The 21,413-nt window shown below is 69.8% G+C and carries 18 protein-coding genes; 12 read left to right on the forward strand and 6 right to left on the reverse strand.

Translation table 11 applies throughout. From position 1 onward, the window contains the following. Nucleotides 1-6: 6 nt before the first annotated feature. The 4 genes from PYV02_RS13375 (at nucleotide 7) to PYV02_RS13390 (ending at nucleotide 3,966) form a co-directional block, all read left to right on the forward strand. Nucleotides 7-1,449: an aldehyde dehydrogenase family protein gene (locus tag PYV02_RS13375; RefSeq protein WP_275759554.1), complete on the forward strand. Its 1,443-nt coding sequence runs from the start codon at nucleotides 7-9 to the stop codon at nucleotides 1,447-1,449. After that, entirely contained in the window at nucleotides 1,446-2,303 is an 858-nt protein-coding gene (locus PYV02_RS13380; protein WP_275759555.1) for an aldehyde dehydrogenase family protein, read from the forward strand. Before PYV02_RS13375 ends, PYV02_RS13380 begins: the two co-directional genes overlap by 4 nt. A gap of 114 nt (nucleotides 2,304-2,417) precedes the next feature. Then, entirely contained in the window at nucleotides 2,418-3,332 is a 915-nt protein-coding gene (locus PYV02_RS13385; protein WP_275759556.1) for a glycerophosphodiester phosphodiesterase, read from the forward strand. Between the two features lie 46 nt (nucleotides 3,333-3,378). Continuing rightward, nucleotides 3,379-3,966 carry a GDSL-type esterase/lipase family protein gene (locus tag PYV02_RS13390; RefSeq protein WP_275759557.1) on the forward strand — a complete coding sequence of 196 codons (588 nt, stop codon included), beginning with the start codon at nucleotides 3,379-3,381 and terminating at the stop codon, nucleotides 3,964-3,966. A gap of 22 nt (nucleotides 3,967-3,988) precedes the next feature. Here the strand turns inward: PYV02_RS13390 and PYV02_RS13395 are convergent, their stop codons facing one another. Further along, complete coding sequence (locus tag PYV02_RS13395; protein ID WP_275759558.1) at nucleotides 3,989-5,320, reverse strand: M20/M25/M40 family metallo-hydrolase; 1,332 nt, start codon at nucleotides 5,318-5,320, stop codon at nucleotides 3,989-3,991. 66 nt (nucleotides 5,321-5,386) lie between these two features. On the opposite strand from PYV02_RS13395, the gene PYV02_RS13400 reads away from it, so the two are divergent. Continuing rightward, nucleotides 5,387-7,213, forward strand: coding sequence for a DUF2207 family protein (locus PYV02_RS13400; RefSeq protein ID WP_275759559.1), 1,827 nt, complete (start codon nucleotides 5,387-5,389; stop codon nucleotides 7,211-7,213). Nucleotides 7,214-7,222: 9 nt separating this feature from the next. Here PYV02_RS13400 and PYV02_RS13405 read toward each other — a convergent pair whose 3' ends face one another. Continuing rightward, nucleotides 7,223-7,864, reverse strand: a complete 642-nt coding sequence (locus PYV02_RS13405; protein WP_275759560.1) for a hypothetical protein — start codon at nucleotides 7,862-7,864, stop codon at nucleotides 7,223-7,225. Nucleotides 7,865-7,946: 82 nt separating this feature from the next. Here PYV02_RS13405 and PYV02_RS13410 point away from each other — a divergent pair, with 82 nt between their 5' ends. The 3 genes from PYV02_RS13410 to PYV02_RS13420 all read left to right on the forward strand — a co-directional run bounded on the left by PYV02_RS13410 (nucleotide 7,947) and on the right by PYV02_RS13420 (nucleotide 12,195). After that, the gene (locus PYV02_RS13410) at nucleotides 7,947-8,294 is read left to right on the forward strand and encodes a DUF6804 family protein (protein ID WP_275759561.1); all 348 of its coding nucleotides are present in this window, start codon (nucleotides 7,947-7,949) and stop codon (nucleotides 8,292-8,294) included. Nucleotides 8,295-8,478: 184 nt separating this feature from the next. Continuing rightward, on the forward strand, nucleotides 8,479-10,608 hold the full coding sequence (locus PYV02_RS13415; RefSeq protein ID WP_420833635.1) for a DEAD/DEAH box helicase: 2,130 nt from the start codon (nucleotides 8,479-8,481) through the stop codon (nucleotides 10,606-10,608). After that, nucleotides 10,609-12,195, forward strand: coding sequence for a stealth family protein (locus PYV02_RS13420; RefSeq protein WP_275759562.1), 1,587 nt, complete (start codon nucleotides 10,609-10,611; stop codon nucleotides 12,193-12,195). Here PYV02_RS13420 and PYV02_RS13425 read toward each other — a convergent pair. Next, nucleotides 12,137-13,075 (reverse strand): phosphodiesterase, encoded by a 939-nt coding sequence (locus tag PYV02_RS13425; RefSeq protein ID WP_275759563.1) that lies wholly within the window; start codon nucleotides 13,073-13,075, stop codon nucleotides 12,137-12,139. The two genes, PYV02_RS13420 and PYV02_RS13425, sit on opposite strands and share 59 nt — an antisense overlap. 116 nt (nucleotides 13,076-13,191) lie before the next feature. Further along, nucleotides 13,192-14,547, reverse strand: coding sequence for a maltokinase N-terminal cap-like domain-containing protein (locus PYV02_RS13430; RefSeq protein WP_275759564.1), 1,356 nt, complete (start codon nucleotides 14,545-14,547; stop codon nucleotides 13,192-13,194). Between the two features lie 120 nt (nucleotides 14,548-14,667). Between PYV02_RS13430 and PYV02_RS13435 the strand changes: the two genes are divergently transcribed. Together PYV02_RS13435 and PYV02_RS13440 are read left to right on the forward strand one after the other, a co-directional pair. Then, the gene (locus tag PYV02_RS13435; protein WP_275759565.1) at nucleotides 14,668-15,606 is read left to right on the forward strand and encodes an alpha/beta hydrolase; all 939 of its coding nucleotides are present in this window, start codon (nucleotides 14,668-14,670) and stop codon (nucleotides 15,604-15,606) included. A 10-nt stretch (nucleotides 15,607-15,616) separates the two neighbouring features. Continuing rightward, nucleotides 15,617-16,504 (forward strand): alpha/beta fold hydrolase, encoded by an 888-nt coding sequence (locus tag PYV02_RS13440; RefSeq protein WP_275759566.1) that lies wholly within the window; start codon nucleotides 15,617-15,619, stop codon nucleotides 16,502-16,504. On the opposite strand, the gene PYV02_RS13445 is transcribed toward PYV02_RS13440, so the two are convergent. After that, a complete protein-coding gene (locus PYV02_RS13445; protein ID WP_275759567.1) occupies nucleotides 16,457-17,191 on the reverse strand; it encodes a glycosyltransferase family 2 protein in 735 nt (244 codons plus the stop codon). The genes PYV02_RS13440 and PYV02_RS13445 overlap by 48 nt on opposite strands. Before the next feature lie 25 nt (nucleotides 17,192-17,216). Between PYV02_RS13445 and PYV02_RS13450 the strand changes: the two genes are divergently transcribed. Further along, the gene (locus tag PYV02_RS13450; RefSeq protein WP_275759568.1) at nucleotides 17,217-19,067 is read left to right on the forward strand and encodes a DUF2207 domain-containing protein; all 1,851 of its coding nucleotides are present in this window, start codon (nucleotides 17,217-17,219) and stop codon (nucleotides 19,065-19,067) included. Between the two features lie 27 nt (nucleotides 19,068-19,094). Here PYV02_RS13450 and PYV02_RS13455 read toward each other — a convergent pair whose 3' ends face one another. Then, nucleotides 19,095-19,649 carry a hypothetical protein gene (locus PYV02_RS13455; RefSeq protein ID WP_275759569.1) on the reverse strand — a complete coding sequence of 185 codons (555 nt, stop codon included), beginning with the start codon at nucleotides 19,647-19,649 and terminating at the stop codon, nucleotides 19,095-19,097. A 50-nt stretch (nucleotides 19,650-19,699) separates the two neighbouring features. Between PYV02_RS13455 and PYV02_RS13460 the strand changes: the two genes are divergently transcribed. After that, on the forward strand, nucleotides 19,700-21,232 hold the full coding sequence (locus tag PYV02_RS13460) for an aspartate ammonia-lyase (RefSeq protein WP_275759570.1): 1,533 nt from the start codon (nucleotides 19,700-19,702) through the stop codon (nucleotides 21,230-21,232). Nucleotides 21,233-21,413 lie beyond the last annotated feature (181 nt).

Genomic DNA, 21,413 nt, shown 5'->3' on the forward strand with positions numbered 1-21,413 from the left:
GCCGACATGAACTTTCTCGACTACGCTCCGGCGCCGGAGTCCACGAGCATCCTGCACCTGAAGAAGCGCTACGGCCTCTTCATCGACGGCGACTTCGTGAAGGCTCACGGCTCGCCGTTCACGACGATCTCTCCGGCCACCGAGGAGCCGATCGCCGAGATCGCGAACGCTTCGTCCAAAGACGTGGATGTCGCGGTCGCCGCCGCGCGTCGCGCCTACGAGCGCACCTGGTCGAAGCTCTCCGGTGCCGACCGCGGCAAGTACCTGTTCCGCATCGCGCGGCTCGTGCAGGAGCGCGCCCGCGAACTGGCCGTCGCGGAGAGCCTCGACAACGGCAAGCCGATCAAGGAGTCGCGCGATGTCGACGTGCCGCTCGTGGCGGCCTGGTTCTTCTACTACGCGGGGTGGGCGGACAAGCTCGACTACGCGGGGCTCGGCCCGAACCCGAAGGCGCTCGGCGTCGCCGCCCAGGTGATCCCGTGGAACTTCCCGCTGCTCATGCTCGCCTGGAAGATCGCGCCGGCGCTCGCGGCAGGCAACACCGTCGTGATCAAGCCCGCCGAGACGACTTCGCTGAGCGCGATGATCTTCGCGGAGATCCTGCAGCAGGCCGAACTGCCGGCGGGCGTCGTGAACATCATCACCGGCGCGGGCGACACCGGTCAGGCGCTCGTGAACCACCCGGACGTCAACAAGGTCGCGTTCACCGGCTCCACGGCGGTCGGCCGCGCCATCGCGAAGGCCGTGGCCGGCACCGGCAAGAAGGTCACGCTCGAACTCGGCGGCAAGGCCGCCAACATCGTCTTCGACGACGCCCCGATCGATCAGGCCGTCGAGGGCATCGTCAATGGCATCTTCTTCAACCAGGGCCACGTGTGCTGCGCGGGGTCGCGGCTGCTCGTGCAGGAGAACGTGCACGAGGAGGTCGTCGATCGACTCAAGCAGCGCCTCTCCACCCTGCGGATGGGCGATCCGCTCGACAAGAACACCGACATCGGCGCGATCAACTCCAAGGCCCAGCTCGATCGCATCCGCGAGTTGAGCGACATCGGGGAGCGCGAGGGAGCCGAGCGCTGGACGGCGGACTGCGTCATCCCCGAGAACGGGTTCTGGTTCGCGCCGACCATCTTCGACAACGTCTCGACGAGTTCGACGATCGCGCGCGAGGAGATCTTCGGACCGGTGCTGAGCGTGCTCACCTTCCGCACCCCGGCCGAGGCGATCGCCAAGGCGAACAACACGCCATACGGTCTCTCGGCCGGCATCTGGAGCGAGAAGGGATCGCGCATCCTCGCGGTGGCGGACCAGCTGCGGGCCGGCGTGATCTGGGCCAACACCTTCAACCGCTTCGACCCGGCCAGTCCATTCGGCGGCTACAAGGAGTCGGGATACGGCCGCGAGGGCGGTCGCCACGGACTCGCCGCCTACCTGCAGGGAGGTTCCTGGTGACCCGCTTGAGCGTGCCCAAGACCTACAAGCTCTACATCGGCGGCAAGTTCCCGCGCAGCGAGAGCGGTCGCACCTATGAGATCACGGCGAAGAAGGGCGGATTCGTCGCGAACGCCTCGCTCGCCAGCCGCAAGGACGCGAGGGATGCCGTCGTGGCCGCCCGCGCCGCCTTCGCCGGTTGGTCGGCCGCGACCGCCTACAACCGGGGGCAGGTGCTCTACCGCATCGCCGAACTGCTCGAGGGCCGTCGCGAGCAGTTCGCCGACGAGCTCGTCGCCGTCGACGGGCTGTCGAGGGCCGCCGCCCTCAAGCAGGTCGACGCCGCGATCGACACGTGGGTCTGGTACGCGGGCTGGGCCGACAAGTACGTGCAGGTGGCCGGCAACGGCAACGCGGTCTCGGGCCCGTACTTCAACCTCTCCACCCCGGAGCCGAGCGGCGTGGTCGCGATCGTGGCGCCGCAGGATGGGGACTCGCTGCTGGGCCTCGTCGCGGTGATCGCCCCGGCGATCCTCAGCGGCAACACCGTGGTGGTGGTCGCGAGCGAGCGCTCGCCGCTCGGGGCGATCAGCCTCGCCGAGGTGCTCGCGACGAGCGACGTGCCCGGGGGTGTCGTCAACATCCTCACCGGTTCGCCGGCGGAGATCGCACCGTGGCTGGCCGGGCACGCCGACGTGAACGCGCTCGATCTCGTCGGCGCCGGGGACATCGACTGGGTCGATCTGCAGATTCTGGCGGCCGACACGCTCAAGCGCGTGCTGTCGCCGGAGCCGGGCGTACCGGCGCGCACGCTCGACCGGGTGGTCGCCTTCACCGAGACGAAGACGGTGTGGCACACGAAGTCGCTGCTCTGAACGTCTCGCCGGAGATGAACATCCGTTGAACGAAATATAACGAAACGGTAACGACAGCCGCTAGGATGGGCGAACCCGCAACGGCGCGGGTGAACCCGAGAGAACGGCGTGTCGATGGCGACATCCCGGTGGCTCACGCCACGGCGCAGAACCGCGATGCTGGCGGCCGCGCTGTCCACCGCGCTCGTCGCGGTGCCGATCCTGCACCCCGACCCGCCGGCGAGCGAGGCCGATCCGATCGCCGCGGCGCGTGCGGCCGACCGTCCCGTGCTGGTCGCCGGCCACCGTGGAGATCAGCAGGGCGCGCCGGAGAACACGCTCGCGGCGATGCGGCTGGCGATCGCGGGCGACGCGGACTTCGTGGAGACCGACCTGCAGCTCACCGCCGACGGCGTCGCCGTGCTCATGCACGACTGGACGCTCGACCGCACGACGAACGGCACCGGCCCGGTCTGGGCGATGACCTGGGACGAACTGAGCGACCTCGACGCCGGCGCTTGGTTCTCCCCGCAGTTCCGGGGCACGCGCGTGCCCCGGCTCGAGGAGTTCCTCGATCTGGTCGCCCCGAGCTCCAAGCGCATCATCCTGGAGCTCAAGGGCGCATGGAACCGCGTGCAGGTGGAGCGGGTCGCCGCCGAGATCGCGGGTCGACGGCTCGAGCATCGCGTGATCGTGGCCAGTTTCGACATCATGAGCCTGCGGCATCTTCGGCAGGCGGCCCCGGGGCTGGCCCGTGCGATCATCGCGCGCACCGTCGTCGGCGATCCCGCAGTGCTCGCGGCGGCGTGCGGCGCGATGGCGATCGTCACCAGTCGTCGCTTCATCCAGCGCGAGCCGGATGCCGTGGAGCGCATCCGCGAGGCGGGCCTCGGCGTGCTGCTCTACACCCTCAACGACGCCGACACCTGGACCGAGGCGATCGTCCTCGGGGTGGACGGCATCATCACCGATCGTCCCGGCGAGCTGGAGCGCTGGCTCGGCACCGAGGACACGGCGGCCGCCCTCGGCTGGACCCCGCGCACCGAGTAGCGCATGATGGAAAGGGCAGAGCCAGCCCGCAACCGGAAGCGCCATCATGACCGACGAGCCGTCGACCGATCACCGTTCGAGCATCGCCTTCCTCGGCGACAGCATCACCGCGGGAGGGGACTGGGCCGCATGGTTCCCCGACCGCCTCACGCACAACCTCGGGGTGAGCGGCAACACGACCGATGACGTGATCGCCCGCCTCGGCGAGGTGCTCGGGCAGCGCCCTGATGCGGTCGCGCTGCTTATCGGCACCAATGACCTCGGCACCCGCAAGTCCGTCGAACACCTCGTGCGCAACATCGAGTACGTGCTGGTGACGTTGCGGCGCGACCTCCCGGGCGCACGCATGCTCGTGCAGTCGATCATGCCGCGTGGTCGCGAGTTCGCCGCCCAGGTGCAGGACGCCAACCGCCACCTGCGGCAGTTCTCGCCGACGGTGAACGCGCAGTTCCTCGACCTCTGGCCGGCGCTCGCCCAGTCGGACGGGGAGATCGACTCCCGATTCTCCGACGACCGGCTGCACCTGAACGCGGCGGGATACGACGCATGGTTGAACGAGCTGCGGCCGGCGCTGGAGCGCCTCGACGACGCGCCGCCGATGAGCCGCCCGATCTCGATCATCCCGGGCGGGTGAGCTCCGCCCTCTGGCGCGCCGCCTACAGCGCGGCGGTCAGGGCGCGGTAGAACTCGACGCCCGCGAGCCACGAGTCCACGCGCATCCGCTCGTTCTTGGCGTGCAGCGTGTCGCGTTCCTCGCGGCTCATCTCGAACGGTGAGAACCGATAGACACCGCGGCTGATGCGCGTGAAGTGGCGCGAGTCGGTCGCGCCGGTCTGCAGATAGGGCGTGACGATCGTGCCCGGGAACGTCTTCTCGATCGTGCCGGCGACGAGCTCCCAGGCGATCCCGCCCAGCGGGGAGACCGGCACCGGTTCGGCCGGTTCGATGTTCTCCACGCGCACGGCGTCGTCGGCGATGGCACGGGTGATGTGCGCGGTCGCGGCGGCCACGCTCGAGTCGACCGCGATCCGCACGTTCACGGTCGCCGTCGCCCGCTCGGCGAGGGCGTTGACGGCGTGACCGGCCTCGAGCATCGTCACGGCCTGCGTGGTGCGGGTCATCGCGTTGAGCTCGGGACTGACGTTGGAGATGATCGGCGCCAGGATCAGCCACAGACCGCGGGCGTGGCGGTAGGCGAAGCCCTGGAACCCGGAGGCGTGCCTGCCGATCGTGCGGAGCATCTCCACGGTCGTCGCGCTCAGCGAGGAGCGGAACGGTGCGCGGTTCAGGCGCAGCATCGCCTGCGCGAGCCGCACGGTCGCGGTCGTCTTTGGCGGGGTCGACGCGTGCCCGCCGGACTGGTCGACGATGAGCCGGAACGTGTTCGGCGCCTTCTCCCCGGCTCCGACGAAGGCGATCGGCTTCGAGACGCCGGGGAAGGCATCCCGGGCGATGGCGCCGCCCTCGTCGAGCACGAGAGTGGGACGGATGCCGCGAGCCTCGAGCGCGTCGACCACCGCCCGTGCGCCCGTGCTCGCAGTCTCCTCGTCGTGGCCGAACACGAGGTACACGTCTTGCGCGGGCACGATGCCCGCCGCGAGCTGCGCCTCCACGGCCTCGAGGATCGCCACGAGCGCGCCCTTGTCGTCGAGGGTGCCGCGCCCCCAGATGAGCCGCTCGGGGCCGGAGCCGCTGAGCTCGCCCGCGAACGGCGGGTGCCGCCAGCCCGCGTCGGTCGCCGCGACGACGTCGTAGTGCGCCATGAGCACGCTCGGCTCGGTCGAGGAGCGACCGGGCCACCGGTACAGCAGCGAGTACCCCGCGATGCGCTCGCGCTCCAGCCGGGAGTGGATGAACGGGTAGAGCTCGGAGACCATCGCGATGAACCGCTCGAACTGATCCCAGTCCACCTGGTCCGGGTCGTAGCGGGAGATGGTGGGGATGCGCAGCAGGGTCTGGAACCTGGCCAGCGCGGCATCGTCGGACATGCTTCGAGCCTATCGATCGGCGCGGCAGCGCTTTCTGATTGCCGGTGCATCCAATAGCGTTGGGCCGTGTTCAAGCCCCTGCTCGCCGCGACCTTCGCCCTCACCGCCGTGTTCGCCGGCGGCGGGGCCGCCGTCGCGGTGCAACCCGAGTCCGCGCCCGAGATCGTCGCCACCGACGTCAACAGCTTCCAGTTCGAGAGCTTCACCGCCGACTACTACCTGGGCGTCGACGACGCCGGGCGCTCCACGCTGACGACGGTCGAGACGTTCGTCGCGGTGTTCCCGGACTTCGACCAGAACCGCGGCATGCGCCGGGCGATCCCGGAGGACTATCAGGGCGAGCCCACGGACATCTCGGTGCTCTCCGTCACGGACGGCGAGGGCAATCCCCGGCCGTACGAGGTCGAGTCCGACGACGAGGGGTTCCTGCTGATCACGAGCGCGGCATCCGACTTCGTGCACGGGGCGCAGACTTACGTGTTCACCTACACGCAGCGCAACGTGACGCGCTTCTTCGCCGACACGAACGACGACGAGTTCTACTGGGACACCAACGGCACCGGCTGGTCGCAGCCGTTCGGCAGCGTGACGGCGCGCGTGCACGTGCCGAACGCGCTCGCGTCGGCGCTCACCGGGGATGTCGCGTGCTACCAGGGCTACGAAGGCTCGGGTGAGACGTGCGAGCTGCAGCGCGCCGAGGAGAAGGACGGCCTCGTCTTCACCACGAGCGTCGCCGACGTCGCCCCGTATGAGAACGTGACGGTCGTGCTCGGCTTCGCGCCGCACACCTTCGTGGAGCGCGACCGCTCCTACTTCGGCTCGCCCTTCGCGATCCCGCAGCTGCTCTCGCTCGGCGCGGCGATCATCGCCGCCATCTGGGCCATCTGGTTGCGGATGACGCGGCTCGCCGACGGCCGCGGACGCCCGACGATCATCGCCGAGTACACGCCGCCCAAGGGGCTCGACCTGTTCACCGCGGCATCCATCCTCAAGCGCACCAACAAGGGCGCCGCGGCGCAGTTCGTGGATCTCGCGGTGCGCAAGCACATCCGCATCATCGAGACGCCGAAGACGGGACTGTTCGCTCGCGGCACGACCTACCTGCTCGAGCTCATCGACGCGAAGGGCCTGGAGGGTGCGCCGCTCACCCTCGCCTACGCGCTGTTCGGGTTCCAGCTGCAGCCGGGCACGGGCTACCTCATGACCGGGCGCGACACCCAGCTCAGCCAGATGGTGCGCGGCATCGTGCAGAGCACGGCCACGGCGACGAAGACCGAGGGACTGCGAAAGGGCGCGTCCGCGATCGGCCTCCTGCCCGCGCTGCTGGTGATCCTCGGCGGGGTCGGCAGTTTCGTCTTCGGGGTGATCATGCTCGACAACGCGAGCGGAGGTGCGTTGCCGGTGCTGCCGATGCTGCTGCCGCCGATCGCCTTCATCATCGTGTTCTCGATCGTGTTCCGCTCGCCGCTGACGGACAAGGGCGCCGAGCTGCGCGACCACTTCAAGGGGCTGCAGCTCTACATCCGACTCGCGGAGGCCGACCGGCTCCGGATGCTGCAGAGCCCGACCGGGGCGGAACGCACCGCGGTCTCGGCGACCGATCCCCGCGAGGTCGTCAAGGTGTACGAGAAGCTGCTGCCGTACGCGATCCTGTTCGGGCTCGAGCGCCAGTGGGCGCAGGAACTGGGCAAGTACTACACCGAGGCATCCCCGGACTGGTATTCGGGCACTGGGGCCTTCAACGCGGCCGTCTTCGCGTCGAGCATCAGCTCGCTCTCCTCGAGCGTGTCGACCTCGTACTCCGGCAGTTCGTCGAGCAGTTCGAGCGGCGGCTCCGGCGGCGGTGGCAGCTCCGGCGGCGGTGGTGGCGGCGGAGGTGGCGGCGGGGTCTGACCCCGACGGCTAGGTCGCCGCGCCGGCGGCCCAGTCCACGACGACGTCGTTCGCACCCGCACCGAGCTTGGCGTGCAGCTTCGAGCCGGGATAGACCAGCGGCAGCGCGGTCGCCGGCACGCCGTTGCCGACCTGCACCTGGTAGGGCGTCTCGACCCCCGTCGCGATCGTCAGGGTCAGCGCATGCACCGGGTCGCCCTGGTGGCTCTTGACCCCCATCGGCTGGTTGGCCACGAGCACGACCGTCACGGGCTTGCCGTGCTCCAGGATCCACGCGGCGCTGTTCTCGCCGGTGGATGCCGGCAGCGTGACCTCCGGCGGCTGGCTCGAGAAGTCGATCGCCACCCTGGTGGGATCGTTCGGATCGACGCGCACCGCGACGACGGCGCCGCCCTGCTGCAACTGGGGGATCCACACCTCGGCCACGCGCTGCACCACGGTCGCGTCGAACGGCTGCCGGCCATCCATGAGCACGCGCAGGGTGAAGGTGCAGTTGCGCTCCTCGAGACCGTTGCCGATGGTCACCGTCGTGTTCGACGGCGCGAGCGCGAGGATCTCGCCACGCGCGAGCACGCCGGTGGCCAGCAGCTGCTGGTCGACGCCGCCGGTGAGATTGCGGAATCCCTCCGCGATGCTGTCGAAGAAGCCCATGCCGCACGCCCTTCCCGTCACTGGGTGTCGTTGCCGCAGAGTGTATCGCCGAGCGCTCGTGCGGCGCGAGTAGTCTGTTGGGGTGAGTGCGCGCTATCCCGATCGCTATCGACGCACCGCCCTCATCCCGGCCCTCATCGCCGTGATCGCCCTGCTCGTCGGTCTCGCGCTGCTCGGCTCGGACGGGTTCACGGTGATCCGGTTCATCGTGAGCATCTTCGCCCTCATCGTCGCGGTGTTCGCGTGGCAGGCCAAGCAGTGGTGGTGGCTGCTGGCGCTCGTGCCGATCGCGGTGCTGTGGAATCCGGTGCTGCCGATCGAGCTCGGCCAGTCCGAGCTGTGGTTCGGGCTGCAGTACGTCGCCGCGCTCGTGTTCGCCGCGGCCGGCGCGTTCATCCGCGTGAGGGACACGGACGGCGGCGCTCGATAGCGCCCTGACGGTGGTTTGGGCGTAGAATGGTGCAAGCGTCCCGCAGAGGCCACCAGCCGCATTCTCGACTGGGTCTGGATTCTCGGCCGGTCGTCGTCATCGGGGAGTGAGCCGGTGGCGTTCCGCACAGCAGCCCGCAACCCGCGCTACGGCAGCATCGCCGCATCGCAAGGAGAATCACCACGTGGCATCAGGTCAGCGCCAGCGCACCCCCCAGCGTCAGTCGTCGAACCAGCGACGCCGAGTGCGTCCGGGGGATGACGTCGGTGTGATCCCGGTGCTCGCCCGGGCCGCTCGCGAGGTCGAAGCCGCCGTGCAGAAGGGGCCGCTCAAGCCCGCCAACCGCGCGCGGTTCCAGGTCGCGGCACTGCTGCTGCGCGAGGAGCGCGCCCGCGTGAAGACCGACACCAAGCTCAGCGAAGCCGAGCGCGCGAACGAGCAGAAGCGGCTCGACGGCCTCGCCGGCATCCTCGCCAAGACGGCCGCTCGCGACACGAGCCTCATCGCGATGCTCGCCGACGACGCGCCCGTCACCGCGGCGGCACGCGCCCTGCGCCGTGATCTGCTGCTCGCCGCCGGTGTCGAACTCAGCCCAGACGAGCTCGTCATCGCGACCGAACCGAAGCCCGTCGACAAGCAGGTCGAGAAGCAGGTCGTGCCGGCATCGGTGCGGCAGATGCAGATGTCGAACCCGTTCCTGGCCCCCGACTTCAGCGCCGTCAACGCCGCCCCGGCCAAGGCCAACCGACTCGCGAACTGGGAGCTCATCGAACCGCTGTTCCGATCCTTCGAGATCGGCTCGGGCGGGGGAGCGGCGACCATGGATCTGCCGGAGGCAACCACGCTGCGCACCCGCGGCGACCTCGAGATGATGCGCCACCAGGCGCGCTTCGTCGAGGAGGTGCGCAAGGGGCACCGCACGTTCCTGCTCGCCGACGAGCCCGGTCTCGGCAAGACGGCTCAGGCGCTGCTGGCGGCCGAGGCATCCAACTCCTATCCGCTGCTCGTCGTCGTGCCCAACGTCGTGAAGACCAACTGGGCGCGCGAGGTGGAGCTGTGGACGCCCGGGCGCACCGCGACCGTCGTGCACGGCGACGGCAACGACGTCGACGCGTTCAGCGACGTCGTGATCGTCAACTACGAGATCCTCGACCGGCACGTCGGCTGGCTCGGCCGGTTCGGATTCAAGGGCATGGTGGTCGACGAGGCCCACTTCATCAAGAACCTGAAGTCGGAGCGCTCCAAGCACGTGCTCGCGCTCTCCAAGTCGATCCGCGCGACCTCGCCGCGCGCCCTCATGATGGCGCTCACCGGCACGCCGCTGATCAACTCCATCGAGGACTTCCGCGCGATCTGGCAGTTCCTGGGCTGGATCGACGACAAGAAGCCGCAGCAGGCGCTCATGCAGCGCCTCGAGGACACCGAGCTGACCCCCGCCGATCCCGGGTTCTTCGCCGCCGCCCGACGCGCCGTCGTCGAGATGGGTATCGTGCGACGCAAGAAGGTGGATGTCGCCGCCGACATCCCGGCACGCCGCATCGCCGACGTGCCGGTGGAACTCGACGACGACCTGGGGCGTTCGATCCGCGCCGCGGAGGCGGCGCTCACGGCGCGCCTCATGCAGCGCTTCGAGCGGATCCGCGGACTCAAGCCGGACGCGAGCGACGAGGATCTCATCAGAGCCGTCGCCCACGCCGAGCTCGAGGAGTCCAAGGGCGCCTCGACCGGCGAGAACGTGTTCACCATGGTGCGCAAGATCGGTCAGGCCAAGGCGACGCTGGCCGCCGACTACACGGCGCAACTGGCCCGCTCGGTCGGCAAGGTGGTGTTCTTCGCCAAGCACATCGACGTGATGGACGCCGCCGAGGAGCACTTCGAGCGCGTCGGCCTGAAGGCCGTCTCGATCCGCGGCGACCAGAGCGCCAAGGCACGTCAGGAGGCGATCGACTCGTTCGCCAACGATCCGCATGTCGCGGTCGTCGTGGCCTCGCTCACCGCGGCCGGGGTCGGACTCAATCTGCAGGCCGCCTCCAACGTCGTGCTCGCCGAGCTCAGCTGGACGAGCGCCGAGCAGACGCAGGCGATCGACCGGGTGCACCGCATCGGCCAGGAGCTGCCGGTGACGGCGTGGCGCATCATCGCGGCCCACACCATCGACGCGCGCATCGCCGAGCTCATCGACTCCAAGGCGGGCCTCGCGGCTCGCGCCCTCGACGGTTCGGACGAGGATGTCGCGGCGGAGTCCAACGTGCAACTCGCGGCGCTCTCGAGCCTGCTTCGCGACGCGCTCGCCACGACCACGGCTGCGCGCTAGGTGTCGTCCGGACTCTCGGTCGTCGGCCCCGGAGCGCACGCGCGCCTGATCGCCCGCACCGATGTGCGGCTGCGCAAGGGACGGTTCGAGCTCGTCAACGACCGCCTGGGCTTCCGCGACGCCATGCTCGAGGATCTCGTCGCGGTGCACGATGCGCTGGATGCCGCGGCCATCGACCACCTGCTCGTGCGCCGGGACGACGACCGCGCCACCATCGCGATCGATCACGCCAGACTGCCCGAGGTGGAGCGGGTGCTGGCGGAGGCCTTCGTCGCCGAGCCGTTCTACTCCCGTGCGCGGGGGGAATCCGCGGTGCTCATCGCCGAGGGCGCCCTCGCTCGCTCCCGGGATCCGCGCGTACTGCGGCTGTTCCGGCCCCGCGCCTCGGCCGCGGGCAAGCTGCGCTTCGGTGCGGATGCCGGCGTGCGGGTGGAGCTGTGGAAGTTCGGCCCCGAGGAGATCGTGGCGCCGACCGAGAACGCGCTCATGCGCCGTCGGCTGCCGCGCGCCGAGGCGATCGAGACCACCGTGCAGGCGCACGAGCGCACCTGGACGACGCTCGCCGGGATGTTCGAGCCGCTCGCCAGCGACGTCGATTTCGACATCGACATGGTCTTCTCCTGGGTCGATGGCACCGACTCCGAGTTCCAGCGCGCCCGTGCCCAGCGACTGGCCGCCTACGTCGTGGGCGAGGGCGACGACTCGGAGGCCCGCTTCCGGCAGATCGACGAGCTCAAGTACGCGCTGCGCAGCGTCGCGACCTTCGCACCGTGGGTGCGTCGCATCTTCATCGTCACCGACTCGCCGCGTCCGGCCTGGCTCGACGAGCATCCGCGGGTCACCATCGTGCGCAGCGAGGAGTTCTTCGCCGACCCGAGCGTGCTGCCGACGCACAATTCGCACGCCGTGGAGAGCCAGTTGCACCGCATCGAGGGCCTCAGCGAGCACTTCCTGTACTCCAACGACGACATGTTCTTCGGTCGCCCGGTGCGCCCCGAGATGTTCTTCTCCCCGGGCGGCATCACCAAGTTCATCGAGGCGACCACCCGCATCGGCCTCGGCGATGCGAACCCGGCCCGCAGTGGATTCGAGAACGCCGCGCGGGTCAACCGGGCCCTGCTGCGCGAGCGCTTCGGGCGCGTCACCACGCGTCATCTCGAGCACGCCGCCACTCCGTTGCGCCGCAGCGTGATGGCAGAGCTCGAGGCGGCCTTCCCGGAGGACTTCGCCCGCACGGCCGCGAGCGTCTTCCGCTCGGCGACCGACATCTCCGTCACCAACTCGCTGTACCACTACTACGCCCTCATGACGGGGCGGGCGGTGCAGCAGACGGCGGCCCGGGTGCGCTACATCGAGACGACGCTCGCGCGGGCGCCGGGGGAGATGGACCGGCTGCTGCGCGATCGCGACGCCGACTTCTTCTGTCTCAACGACGGCAGTCTTCCCGAGATCTCGGTGAAGCGTCGCACCCGCTCGGTGCAGCGCTTCCTCGAACGGTACTTCCCGATCCCGGCCCCGTGGGAGGCGATCACACCGGAAGCGGGATCGGCATCGTCATCGGCGGCTCGGGGGCGACCGGCTGGTTGACCCGCTCCGGGATGCGCACGCCCGAGTCCGCGAGCCTGCGGCGCGTCTCCGCGGCATCCACCCAGTCCAGCGCGGCGTACTGGCCGACCGGCACCACGGAGTGCAACACGGTGGTGGGGTAGACGTGCACGAGGTTGAAGGCCCGGGCGCCGTCCCGGCCCCGGGTGCCCCCCAGCGGCACATTGAGGTCTTGGGTGTAGCACGTCGCGCTCGCGACCGAGACCGGGATTCCCGCGAAGGTGCCGGTGGAGCTGTAGTGCAGGTGGCCGGCGATGATGCTGCGCACGTCGCTGCCGAACAGCACCTCGGCGAGCCCCGACTGGTCGCGCAGCTCGACCGACACCGCGAGGTCGAGCACGCTCGGCAACGGCGGGTGGTGCATCGCGAGGATTGTGCCGTGCGGCGCCGGCGTCGCCAGTTCTTCGGCGAGCCAGTCGAGCTGGGCGCTGGAGATCTCGCCGTGGTGGTGGCCGGGCACCGTGGAGTCGAGGGTGATCACGCGCAGCCCGTTGACGTCGTGCACCCGGTCGATCGGGCTCATGCTGGGGAACTCGGAGAGCAGTCCGGCGCGGAACGCGGCACGGTTGTCGTGGTTGCCCATCACCCAGATCACCGTCGCGCCGAGTCGCGCCGCGACCGGTTCGACCATCGCGCGCAACTGGTCATAGGCCTCCGGCTCGCCGCGGTCGGCGAGATCGCCGGTGATGACGATCGCCTCGGGGCGACCCTCGGATGCCTCGAGCTCATCGAGCAGCTGCTGCAGGTGCTGCGCGGCGTCGACGGTGTCGTAGAGACGGCGGTGCCGCCCGAGCAGATGGGTGTCGCTCAGGTGGAGAAGGAAGTGGTCCGGCCTCGGGTACTCGGCCGTGCGAATCGTCACGGGGCAGCTTTCGCTCGGAATATATCGGTGCGGACGCATCTCACTGTAGGGAATTCCAGCACCCGAAGCTGAACAATCGGCCCGAATGTGTCGGTGTGTTGCGTGAACGGCGGGTATCAGGCCAGTGAACGCGCGCTGAGCCGCGCGATCGCGGCGACCGGTATCCGCACCCACGCGGGGCGGTTGCGAGCCTCGTAGACGGTCTCGTAGAGCGCCTTGTCGAGTTCGAGGGCGTCGACCACGGCGCGGTTCTCGCGCAGGTCGCATCCCGAGGCATCGGCGTAGCCGCCCTCGAACGCGGTCCGCGCCGACGCGGACCACGACTCCGGCGCCGGGCGCCCCTGCGCCGCGAGCGATCCGGCCACGTAGTCGAACGAGCGCAGCATGCCGGCGACGTCCCGCAGCGGGGTGTCGAGCCGGCAGCGCTCGACCATGGGGCGCAGCGGTTCGCCCTCGAAGTCCACGAGCATCCAGCCCCGGTCGGGCACCGACAGCACCTGACCGAGGTGCAGGTCGCCGTGGATGCGCTGCTGGGCCGGCCACGACGCCTGGCGCGCGAACTCCAGCACCGACTCGATGGATGCCGCGTGCGCCTGGATCGACGGCACCTCCGCGATCGCCGCCGCCAGCCGTCCGCGCATCTGCTCGAGCGTCGCATCGATCTCGTGCTGCCCGGTCGGCGCCGTCGGCATGGTCGCCGCGAGCGTCGCGTGCACGCCGGCGGTCGCGATGCCGATCGCGCGTGCATCGGCGGAGAAGTCGAGCCCTCCGGCGGCGGCGGTGAGGGCCACCGACCAGCCGTCGTGGGCCCCCACGAGGTACTCCTGGGCGAAGGCGAGGTGACCTCTGGCCCGGCCTGATCCGCGGCCGCGGTCGCTCCAGTCGGCGACGAGATGGCCGATCGAGGCGGGCACCGCCGACCCGGCGCCGGCCAGCACGGTCTGCAGCTCGACGTCGGGGTTGTCGCCGTGGTGCAGGGCTCGGAAGAGCTTGCAGATCACGGGTGCACCGGCCGTCGGGGACTCGTAGACGATCGACGTGTTCGACTGCTCGCCCGTGAGCACCCGCGAGACCAGCCCCGAGGAGATCAGGTCGCTCGTACGTCGGCCTTTGGCCCAAGCCCGGTCGCCGTCGACCTCGGCATCGGTGGCCATGAAGGAGAGCAGAGCGGCGGTGTAGGCGGGATCGTGCGGGGCGTCGTAGACGAAGATCGGTCCGAGCATGCCGACCATCGCCGACTCTCGTCCCGCGAGGGGCGCCGCGCGGTAGGTGAGCGGCACCTGGTAGAGCGCGGGCTTGCCCGCGGTGTGGTCGAGCAGCAGGTGCGTGGCGATCGCGACTCCAGGGTCCGCACTCGGGAACTCGAACCGGCCGATCTCCTCGAGCGCCGGCAGCGCCCCCTTGTTGGCGAACCATCGCTGGCGCACCATCCAAGGGGCGAGGAATCCCGGCTCCGCCGGCGGGACGATCATTCTCCAGAGTAGGCGCCCCCACCCCGCCGCGGTCAAGGGGGCGGCGAGGCCGTCCGAACACAGAGCGGACGCCAAGCTCGCGTCCAGGAGGCTCGCGGCTGCGAGGGCTACCGTCATGACATGGCGATCACCACCCCGAACCTCTCGCGGGTTCCGGTCTGGGTGTGGCGCGCGCTGATGGCGCAGGTGGCGCCGTTCGAGTTGAAGCGGTTCTCGGCCGATCCGATCGGCGGGGTCGACTACACGATCGACGTCGACTACGTCGGCGACGGCATCCGTCAGCATCGGCTCGACGTGATCGCCCCGTACGGGGCCGAGGCGCTCCCCGTCTACGTGTACTTCCACGGCGGTGGCTGGACCTCGGGAGACAAGGCGCCCCTGACCCGTTACTGCGCCACACAGGCCGCGAGCGGCATGGTGGTCGTCAACGTCAACTACCGCATGGCGCCGCGTCACCGCATGGAGCACATGCTCGCCGACGCGCACGCAGCGCTCGCGTGGGTGGCCCGCAACATCCGCGACTACGGCGGCGATCCGGCATCCATCGTGCTCGGCGGGGATTCCGCCGGAGGGCAGATCGCCGCGATGCTCACGGCCGCGGAGCGCGACGGAGAGCTCGCAGAGCACTACGCGCTGACGTCGGTGCCTGGCGCGACCATCCGCGGCATGGTGCAGCACTGCGCCGCCCTCGACTTCTCCGTGATCTTCGAGCGCGGCTTCATCCTGGGCCTCGGTTTCGTGCGGATGCTGCTGCCCGGCAAGGCGAAGACCCCGGCGGACCTGCGCGACGCGGCTCGCCATCTCTCACCCATCGAATGGGTCGGACCCGATCACCCGCCGGTGCTCGTGACCACCTCGTTGAAAGACCCGTTCTACCGCGCGAATCTGAACTACATCGAGGCGCTGCGCGGGCACGACGTGCACGTGGACGTGCTCGTCGACGACACCGCGCAGCACACCTGGCAGCAGGACAGTCGCCACCCGGGATCGCCCGCGGTGTACGCGAGGTTGCGCGAGTTCGTCGCCGCGGTGACGGCGCCGCAACTCGCGCGCCGCTAACATCGCCTTCGTGAGTACTGACGCCCGTTTGATCGCTCTCGATGAGGCCATCGGAGACCTCGACTGGCGAGTCGTGCCGGATGGCGCCGAGCGCGGCTGGATCGACGCGCCGAGCGGGCGGCTCGCCACGCTCTCGATGGGCGACCCGGAGCATCCCCTCGTCGTGCTCGTGCCCGGGGTCACGGGCTCGAAGGAGGACTTCGTGCTCATGCTGCCGCTCTTGGCCGCGGCGGGCTATCGGGTCGTGAGCTTCGACATGGCCGGGCAGTACGAGTCCTACCAGGCCGGGCCGCCACCGGGTCGCGCCTACGACCACGAGCTGTTCGTCGACGATCTGCTCGCGGTGCTCGACGAACGGCCGGCGCACGTCCTCGGGTACTCCTTCGCAGGCACGGTGGCGCAGCTGGCGTTCGTGACCCGACCGGAACTCTTCCGCAGCCTGACGCTGCTGAGCTGCCCTCCCGAGCCCGGACAGGGCTTCCGCGGCGTCAAGCGCCTCGGTCCGATCACCGGCATCACGACCGGTCGCATCGGCGCGGCGCTCATGATCTGGGGCGTCAAGCAGAACTACACCCACGTGCCGCCCGGTCGGCTGGCGTTCGTGCGCGAGCGGTTCGAACTCACCCGCCGCGACGCGGTCGCCGACATCATCGCGCTCATGAAGCGCGCGCCCGATCTGCGGGACGAGCTCGCCGCGTCGCCGATGCCGAAGCTCGTCGCGGTCGGCGAACACGACCTGTGGCCGCTCGAATTGCACGCCGGGTTCGCCGACTCGATCGACGCGCGCCTGGCCGTCTACCCGACCGGCCACAGCCCGTGCGAGACGGCCCCGCACCAGCTCGTCGGGGATCTATTGGCGCTGTACGCGTCGGTGCTCCCGCCGTCGCTCGAGGAGTGAGCGCTCGCGCGAGTTGATCCGGAAGGTCACGAACGCCCAGTGCACGCGGCGCACCAGCCCGCGCAGCGAGGAGAACGGCCGCGATGACACCCCGACCCGCAGGGTGCGGTCGAAGCGCATCGGCTGATCGGGTCGCACGTGGATGGCGAGCTCGAGATCGTCGTGCACCTCGCGCACCGTGCGGTGCACGTCGCCCCGGATCGCCCTCCACGCCTCGGCGCGGAAGGCGAGGTTCGAGCCGAACAGCGGCGGATGCCCCAGCATCACGCCGGCGAACCAGTCGTAGCCGCCGATGTAGAGGTTCTCGGCGATCCAGGTCACCGCGCGGTTGGCGCCGTAGAAGTCGCCGGGGCCGCTCAGCCACGCCAGCGTGGGGTCGGACTCGAATGCGTCGAGCACGCGCGCCATCCAGTCGGGTCGCGGCAGGGAGTCGGCGTCCAGTCGGCCGATGATGTCGCCGGTGGCGGCGTCGAATCCTGCGGCCGACGCGGGGAGGGTGCCTCGGATGGTCTCGGTGACCACGCGTGCGCCGGCCTCGAGTGCGACCTCGACCGTGGCATCCGTGCTGCCGTTGTCGACGACGATGATCTCGTCGGGCACCCGGGTCTGCTCGGCGAGGGCCGCGAGACAGCCACGCAACATGGCGGCGTCGTTGTACGAGGGGATCACCACAGTCACGCGCGTCATAGCGGGTTGAGTCTAGTGTTGCCTCGTGCTCACACCAGGCAGGCGCGTGGTCGCCGCGATCATCATCGGGTTCCTGGCCGTGATCGGACCGGCCACGGCGGCGCAGGCCCGGCTCGCACAGGACACGAGCGACTTCACCTTCGATTCGTTCGACGCCGACTACACGCTGGGCGTCGAGGACGGGCACGCCACCCTGCGCGTCGTGGAGACGCTCGTCGCCCGGTTCCCGGACTTCGACCAGAACCGCGGCATCATCCGGGCGATCCCGCTGCGGGACGGCGAGGTGGACCTGCGCCTGAGCGTCGAGTCCGTCACGGACGCCGATGGCGACGAGGTGTACTGGGAGCGCAACGACTACGACGGCTTCGCCGAGCTCGCGCTCGGCACCGACGAGTTCGTGCACGGGATGCAGACCTACGTCATCGCGTACACGATGCGCGACGTGATCCGGCACTTCGACGATCCCGGCGCCGACGAGTTCTACTGGGATGTCAACGGCAACGGCTGGGGGCAGCCCTTCGGCAGCGTGAGCGCGACCGTTCGACTGAGCGAGCAACTCGCCGCGGCTCTCAGCGGCAGTGCGGCCTGCTACGTCGGGCACTACGGCGAGAGCGGGGCGTGCGAGCTGACGCGCAACGACGCGGGCACCGAGTTCGAGGTCGCCGTCGGCCCGGTGAGCGCGTACAGCACGCTCACCGTCGCGATCGGATTCGACAGCGGCGTCGTCGTGCAACCGCAGTTGCCGCGGGACAGCTGGATCGTGCAGCTGGCCCCCAAGATCCTGCTCGGCCTGGCACTGCTGCAGCTCGCGCTCGCACTGGTGATCCGCAACACGCTGTGGGCCGACCGTCGCGGTCGTGGCATCGTGGTTGCGCAGTTCGAACCGCCCGAGGACTCGAACCTGCTCATCGATGCCAACCTTCTCGGTCGCACCGAGCGCGGCCTGCCCGCGCTGCTGATCGATCTCGCCGTGCGCGGCAATCTCAAGGTGATCGACACCCGGCCGTGGGCACCGGTCGCCGCCGCGGACACCGAGCGGTACAGCATCGAGCTGATCACGGCCGAGGGGGCGACCGGACTCGAGCGTTCGGTGCTCGTCGCGTTGTTCGACAAGAAGCTCGAGCCGGGCACGCGGGTGAACCCCGGCTCGCTGAAGCGCAGCGCCGGCGCATCCCTCTACGGCCTGCCAGACGCGACGGCGCGCACCGCGAAGAGCGCGGGACTGCGGTTCGAGGCCGGCACGGCGCGGCAGCAGAAGTGGCTGCGGCGGGCGCTGCTGTGGACCGTGCTGCTGTTCGTGCCGATCTGGGTGTGGGCGGTGTGGCAGGAGGTGCTCGACGGATCGGTGGTGTGGCCCGCGATCCTGACCGTGGTCACCGCCATCGTCGCTTCGGGGTTCCTCTCCCGGCCGGTGCGGCTCACCGCGCAGGGTGCGCTCGCGAAGGAGTATCTGCTCGGCATCCGCGAGTATCTGACGATCGCCGAGGCCGATCGGATCCGGGTGCTGCAGTCGCCGCACGGTGCCGAGCGCATCGACGTGACCGACCGCGACGCGCTCGTCAAGCTCAACGAGCGCCTGCTCGGCTACGCCGTGCTGTGGGGCGTCGAAGACCAGTGGGCGCAGCAGCTGCGCATGCAGCGGCCCGACGCGGACCCGGCGTGGTTGGAGGGTGCGCACGTCGACGCGACGTTCCTGCGCGGTTTCGCGACGGCATCCACGTCGTCGGTGCGACCGATCGTGACCGCCTCGTCGAGCGGCGGATCGTCATGGTCGTCGAGCGGCGGATCGAGCTTCTCGAGCGGCTTCTCGGGCGGATCCTCCGGCGGCGGCTTCTCGGGCGGCGGCGGTGGCGGGGGAGGCGGCGGCGGCCGCTGACGTACCGGCCGCGCTCTCTCCGGCGGCTCAGCCGATGAGCGCGCGCACCGCGAAGACGCCGTCGGCTGCGGCGGCGACCGTCAGCTGCGGCAGCACGGTGCCGCCGGACTGCTGGATCGTGATCGAGTAGTCGAGGTCGAAGAGGTAGAGCGCCGAATCCAGGTGACCATCGGCCGCGTCATCCAGCACGAGCGTCTGCAGCACGGAGCCGTGTTCGTCGGTGCGCTGGTCCACGATCGCGTTCGGCGACTGGCCGTAGACGTCGAGTTCGGTCTGCAGGAACGGGATCGCGGCCACCGTCACCCCGATGCGCCCGTCCGCGGGTCCGAACACGCACACCCGCTGCTCGTAGCTCTCCGTCGTCGAGGGGTTCGACGCCGCCTCGTCGTAGGGCAGGTCGGTGATCAGCGCGCCGAGCGCGGTGCCGACCGCCTCGCACGAGGGCAGGGCTCCGGATGCCGCGGCACCACCGGGCGCGGATGGCTCGGCGGTCGGGGCATCCGACGCCGCCGGAGCCGCGGTACAGCCGGCGACGGCGATCGCGAACAGGAGCACGGCGGGGGCGAGGAGAGGGCGCAGCACGCCAGAAACCCTATCCCGCCCCGGCTGGGAGCCCGCGTAGAGTGGCGAGCATGAGAACGCCACAAGCGTCGAGTGTGACCAGTGCCGAAGAGAACATCGAAGGCGATGAGAACTCCCCGCGCCGCGACTTCGCGGCCGCGCTGGACGGGTCCATAGCGACGAGAACCGAGACCGATTCGCTGGGGTCGATGCAGATCCCAGCCACCGCCTACTGGGGCATCCACACGGCCCGCGCGCTGGAGAACTTCCCCATCACGCGCCGGGCCATCTACAACTACCCCGACCTGATCCGGGCGCTCGCGACGGTGAAGGCCGCCGCGGCCCGCGCGAACGCCTACATCGGCGTGCTCGAACCGGCCAAGGCCGAGGTGATCGAGCGCGTGTGCGACGAGATCATCGATGGCGAGCTGCACATGGAGTTCTGCGTCGGCGTCATCCAGGGCGGGGCCGGAACCTCCACGAACATGAACACCAACGAGGTGATCGCCAACCGCGGCCTCGAGCTCATGGGTCACGAGAAGGGCCAGTACCAGTTCCTCAGCCCCATCGACGACGTCAACCGCAGCCAGTCGACCAACGACGTGTACCCGACGGCCATCAAGCTCGCGATGGTCTTCGGCATCCAGCGACTGCTCGCCGAGCACAAGCTGCTCACCGCGTCGTTCGCGGCGAAGGGCGCGGAGTTCGCGGAGATCCTGAAGATCGGCCGCACGCAGCTGCAGGACGCGGTGCCGATGACCCTCGGTCAGGAGTTCGCCGGATTCGCGACGACCCTCCGCGAGGACTACGACCGCCTCGCGGAATCGATCCCGTGGCTCAACGAGATCAACATGGGCGCGACCGCGATCGGCACGGGCATCACGGCCGACCCGCGCTACGCCGAGGCGGTGCGCCATCAGCTCGAGCAGCTCACCGGCATGCCGCAGGAGACCGCACCTGACCTCATCGAGGCGACGGCCGATGCCGGCATCTTCATGACCGTCTCCGGCATCCTCAAGCGCGCCGCCGTCAAGCTGTCGAAGATCTGCAACGACCTGCGCCTGCTCTCGAGCGGACCGCAGGCCGGCTTCGGCGAGATCAACCTGCCGCCGCGGCAGGCGGGCTCCTCGATCATGCCGGGCAAGGTGAACCCGGTGATCCCCGAGGTCGTCAACCAGGTCGCGTTCAGCGTGATCGGTGCGGATGCCACGGTCACCGCCGCCGCGGAGGGCGGCCAGTTGCAGCTCAACGCCTTCGAACCCGTGATCGCCCACTCGATCCTGCAGTCCCTGGCGTGGATGACGAACGCCTGCTACACGCTGCGGGTCAACTGCATCGACGGCATCACCGCCAACACCGAACGGCTCGCGACGCAGGTGGAGACGAGTGTCGGCGTGGTGACCGCGCTGACGCCGTACATCGGCTATTCGGCGGCGGCCACGCTCGCGCACACCGCCCTGACGACGAACGCCTCCATCGCCGAACTGGTGGTCGGGTCCGGGCTGATGACGGCGGAGGAGGTCGCCAAGGTGCTCTCGCCGGGGCGGCTCTCCGGCGCGATCGCGGCGACCGGGGTGATCACGCTGCCTCGGCTGCCCGGGTGAGCGCTCGCCGCGGCTTCCAGAACGTGCGGCATCCAGAAACTTGCGGTTTCCAGAAACTCCGAGGTGGTGCTGGCAGACTCGGGAGATCAAGGACAATGTCCTTGAATTCTCGAGTCTGTCGGCATCGCCCGCACTCGACGTCGCCAGCGCGCCCGCAAACAGCCTCACCAGAGGCCCCTGC

This window comes from Antiquaquibacter metalliresistens, from assembly GCF_029211225.1.
In the GTDB taxonomy this organism is placed as follows: domain Bacteria; phylum Actinomycetota; class Actinomycetes; order Actinomycetales; family Microbacteriaceae; genus Rhodoglobus; species Rhodoglobus metalliresistens.

Excerpts from the sequence above, each read along its gene's own strand:
- PYV02_RS13445 (WP_275759567.1), bottom strand. The coding sequence starts at position 17,191 with ATGACGCGCGTGACTGTGGTGATCCCCTCGTACAACGACGCCGCCATG.
- PYV02_RS13460 (WP_275759570.1), top strand. The coding sequence starts at position 19,700 with ATGAGAACGCCACAAGCGTCGAGTGTGACCAGTGCCGAAGAGAACATC.
- PYV02_RS13395 (WP_275759558.1), bottom strand. The coding sequence starts at position 5,320 with ATGTCCGACGATGCCGCGCTGGCCAGGTTCCAGACCCTGCTGCGCATC.
- PYV02_RS13390 (WP_275759557.1), top strand. The coding sequence starts at position 3,379 with ATGACCGACGAGCCGTCGACCGATCACCGTTCGAGCATCGCCTTCCTC.
- PYV02_RS13375 (WP_275759554.1), top strand. The coding sequence starts at position 7 with ATGAACTTTCTCGACTACGCTCCGGCGCCGGAGTCCACGAGCATCCTG.
- PYV02_RS13405 (WP_275759560.1), bottom strand. The coding sequence starts at position 7,864 with ATGGGCTTCTTCGACAGCATCGCGGAGGGATTCCGCAATCTCACCGGC.
- PYV02_RS13435 (WP_275759565.1), top strand. The coding sequence starts at position 14,668 with ATGGCGATCACCACCCCGAACCTCTCGCGGGTTCCGGTCTGGGTGTGG.
- PYV02_RS13430 (WP_275759564.1), bottom strand. The coding sequence starts at position 14,547 with ATGATCGTCCCGCCGGCGGAGCCGGGATTCCTCGCCCCTTGGATGGTG.
- PYV02_RS13385 (WP_275759556.1), top strand. The coding sequence starts at position 2,418 with ATGGCGACATCCCGGTGGCTCACGCCACGGCGCAGAACCGCGATGCTG.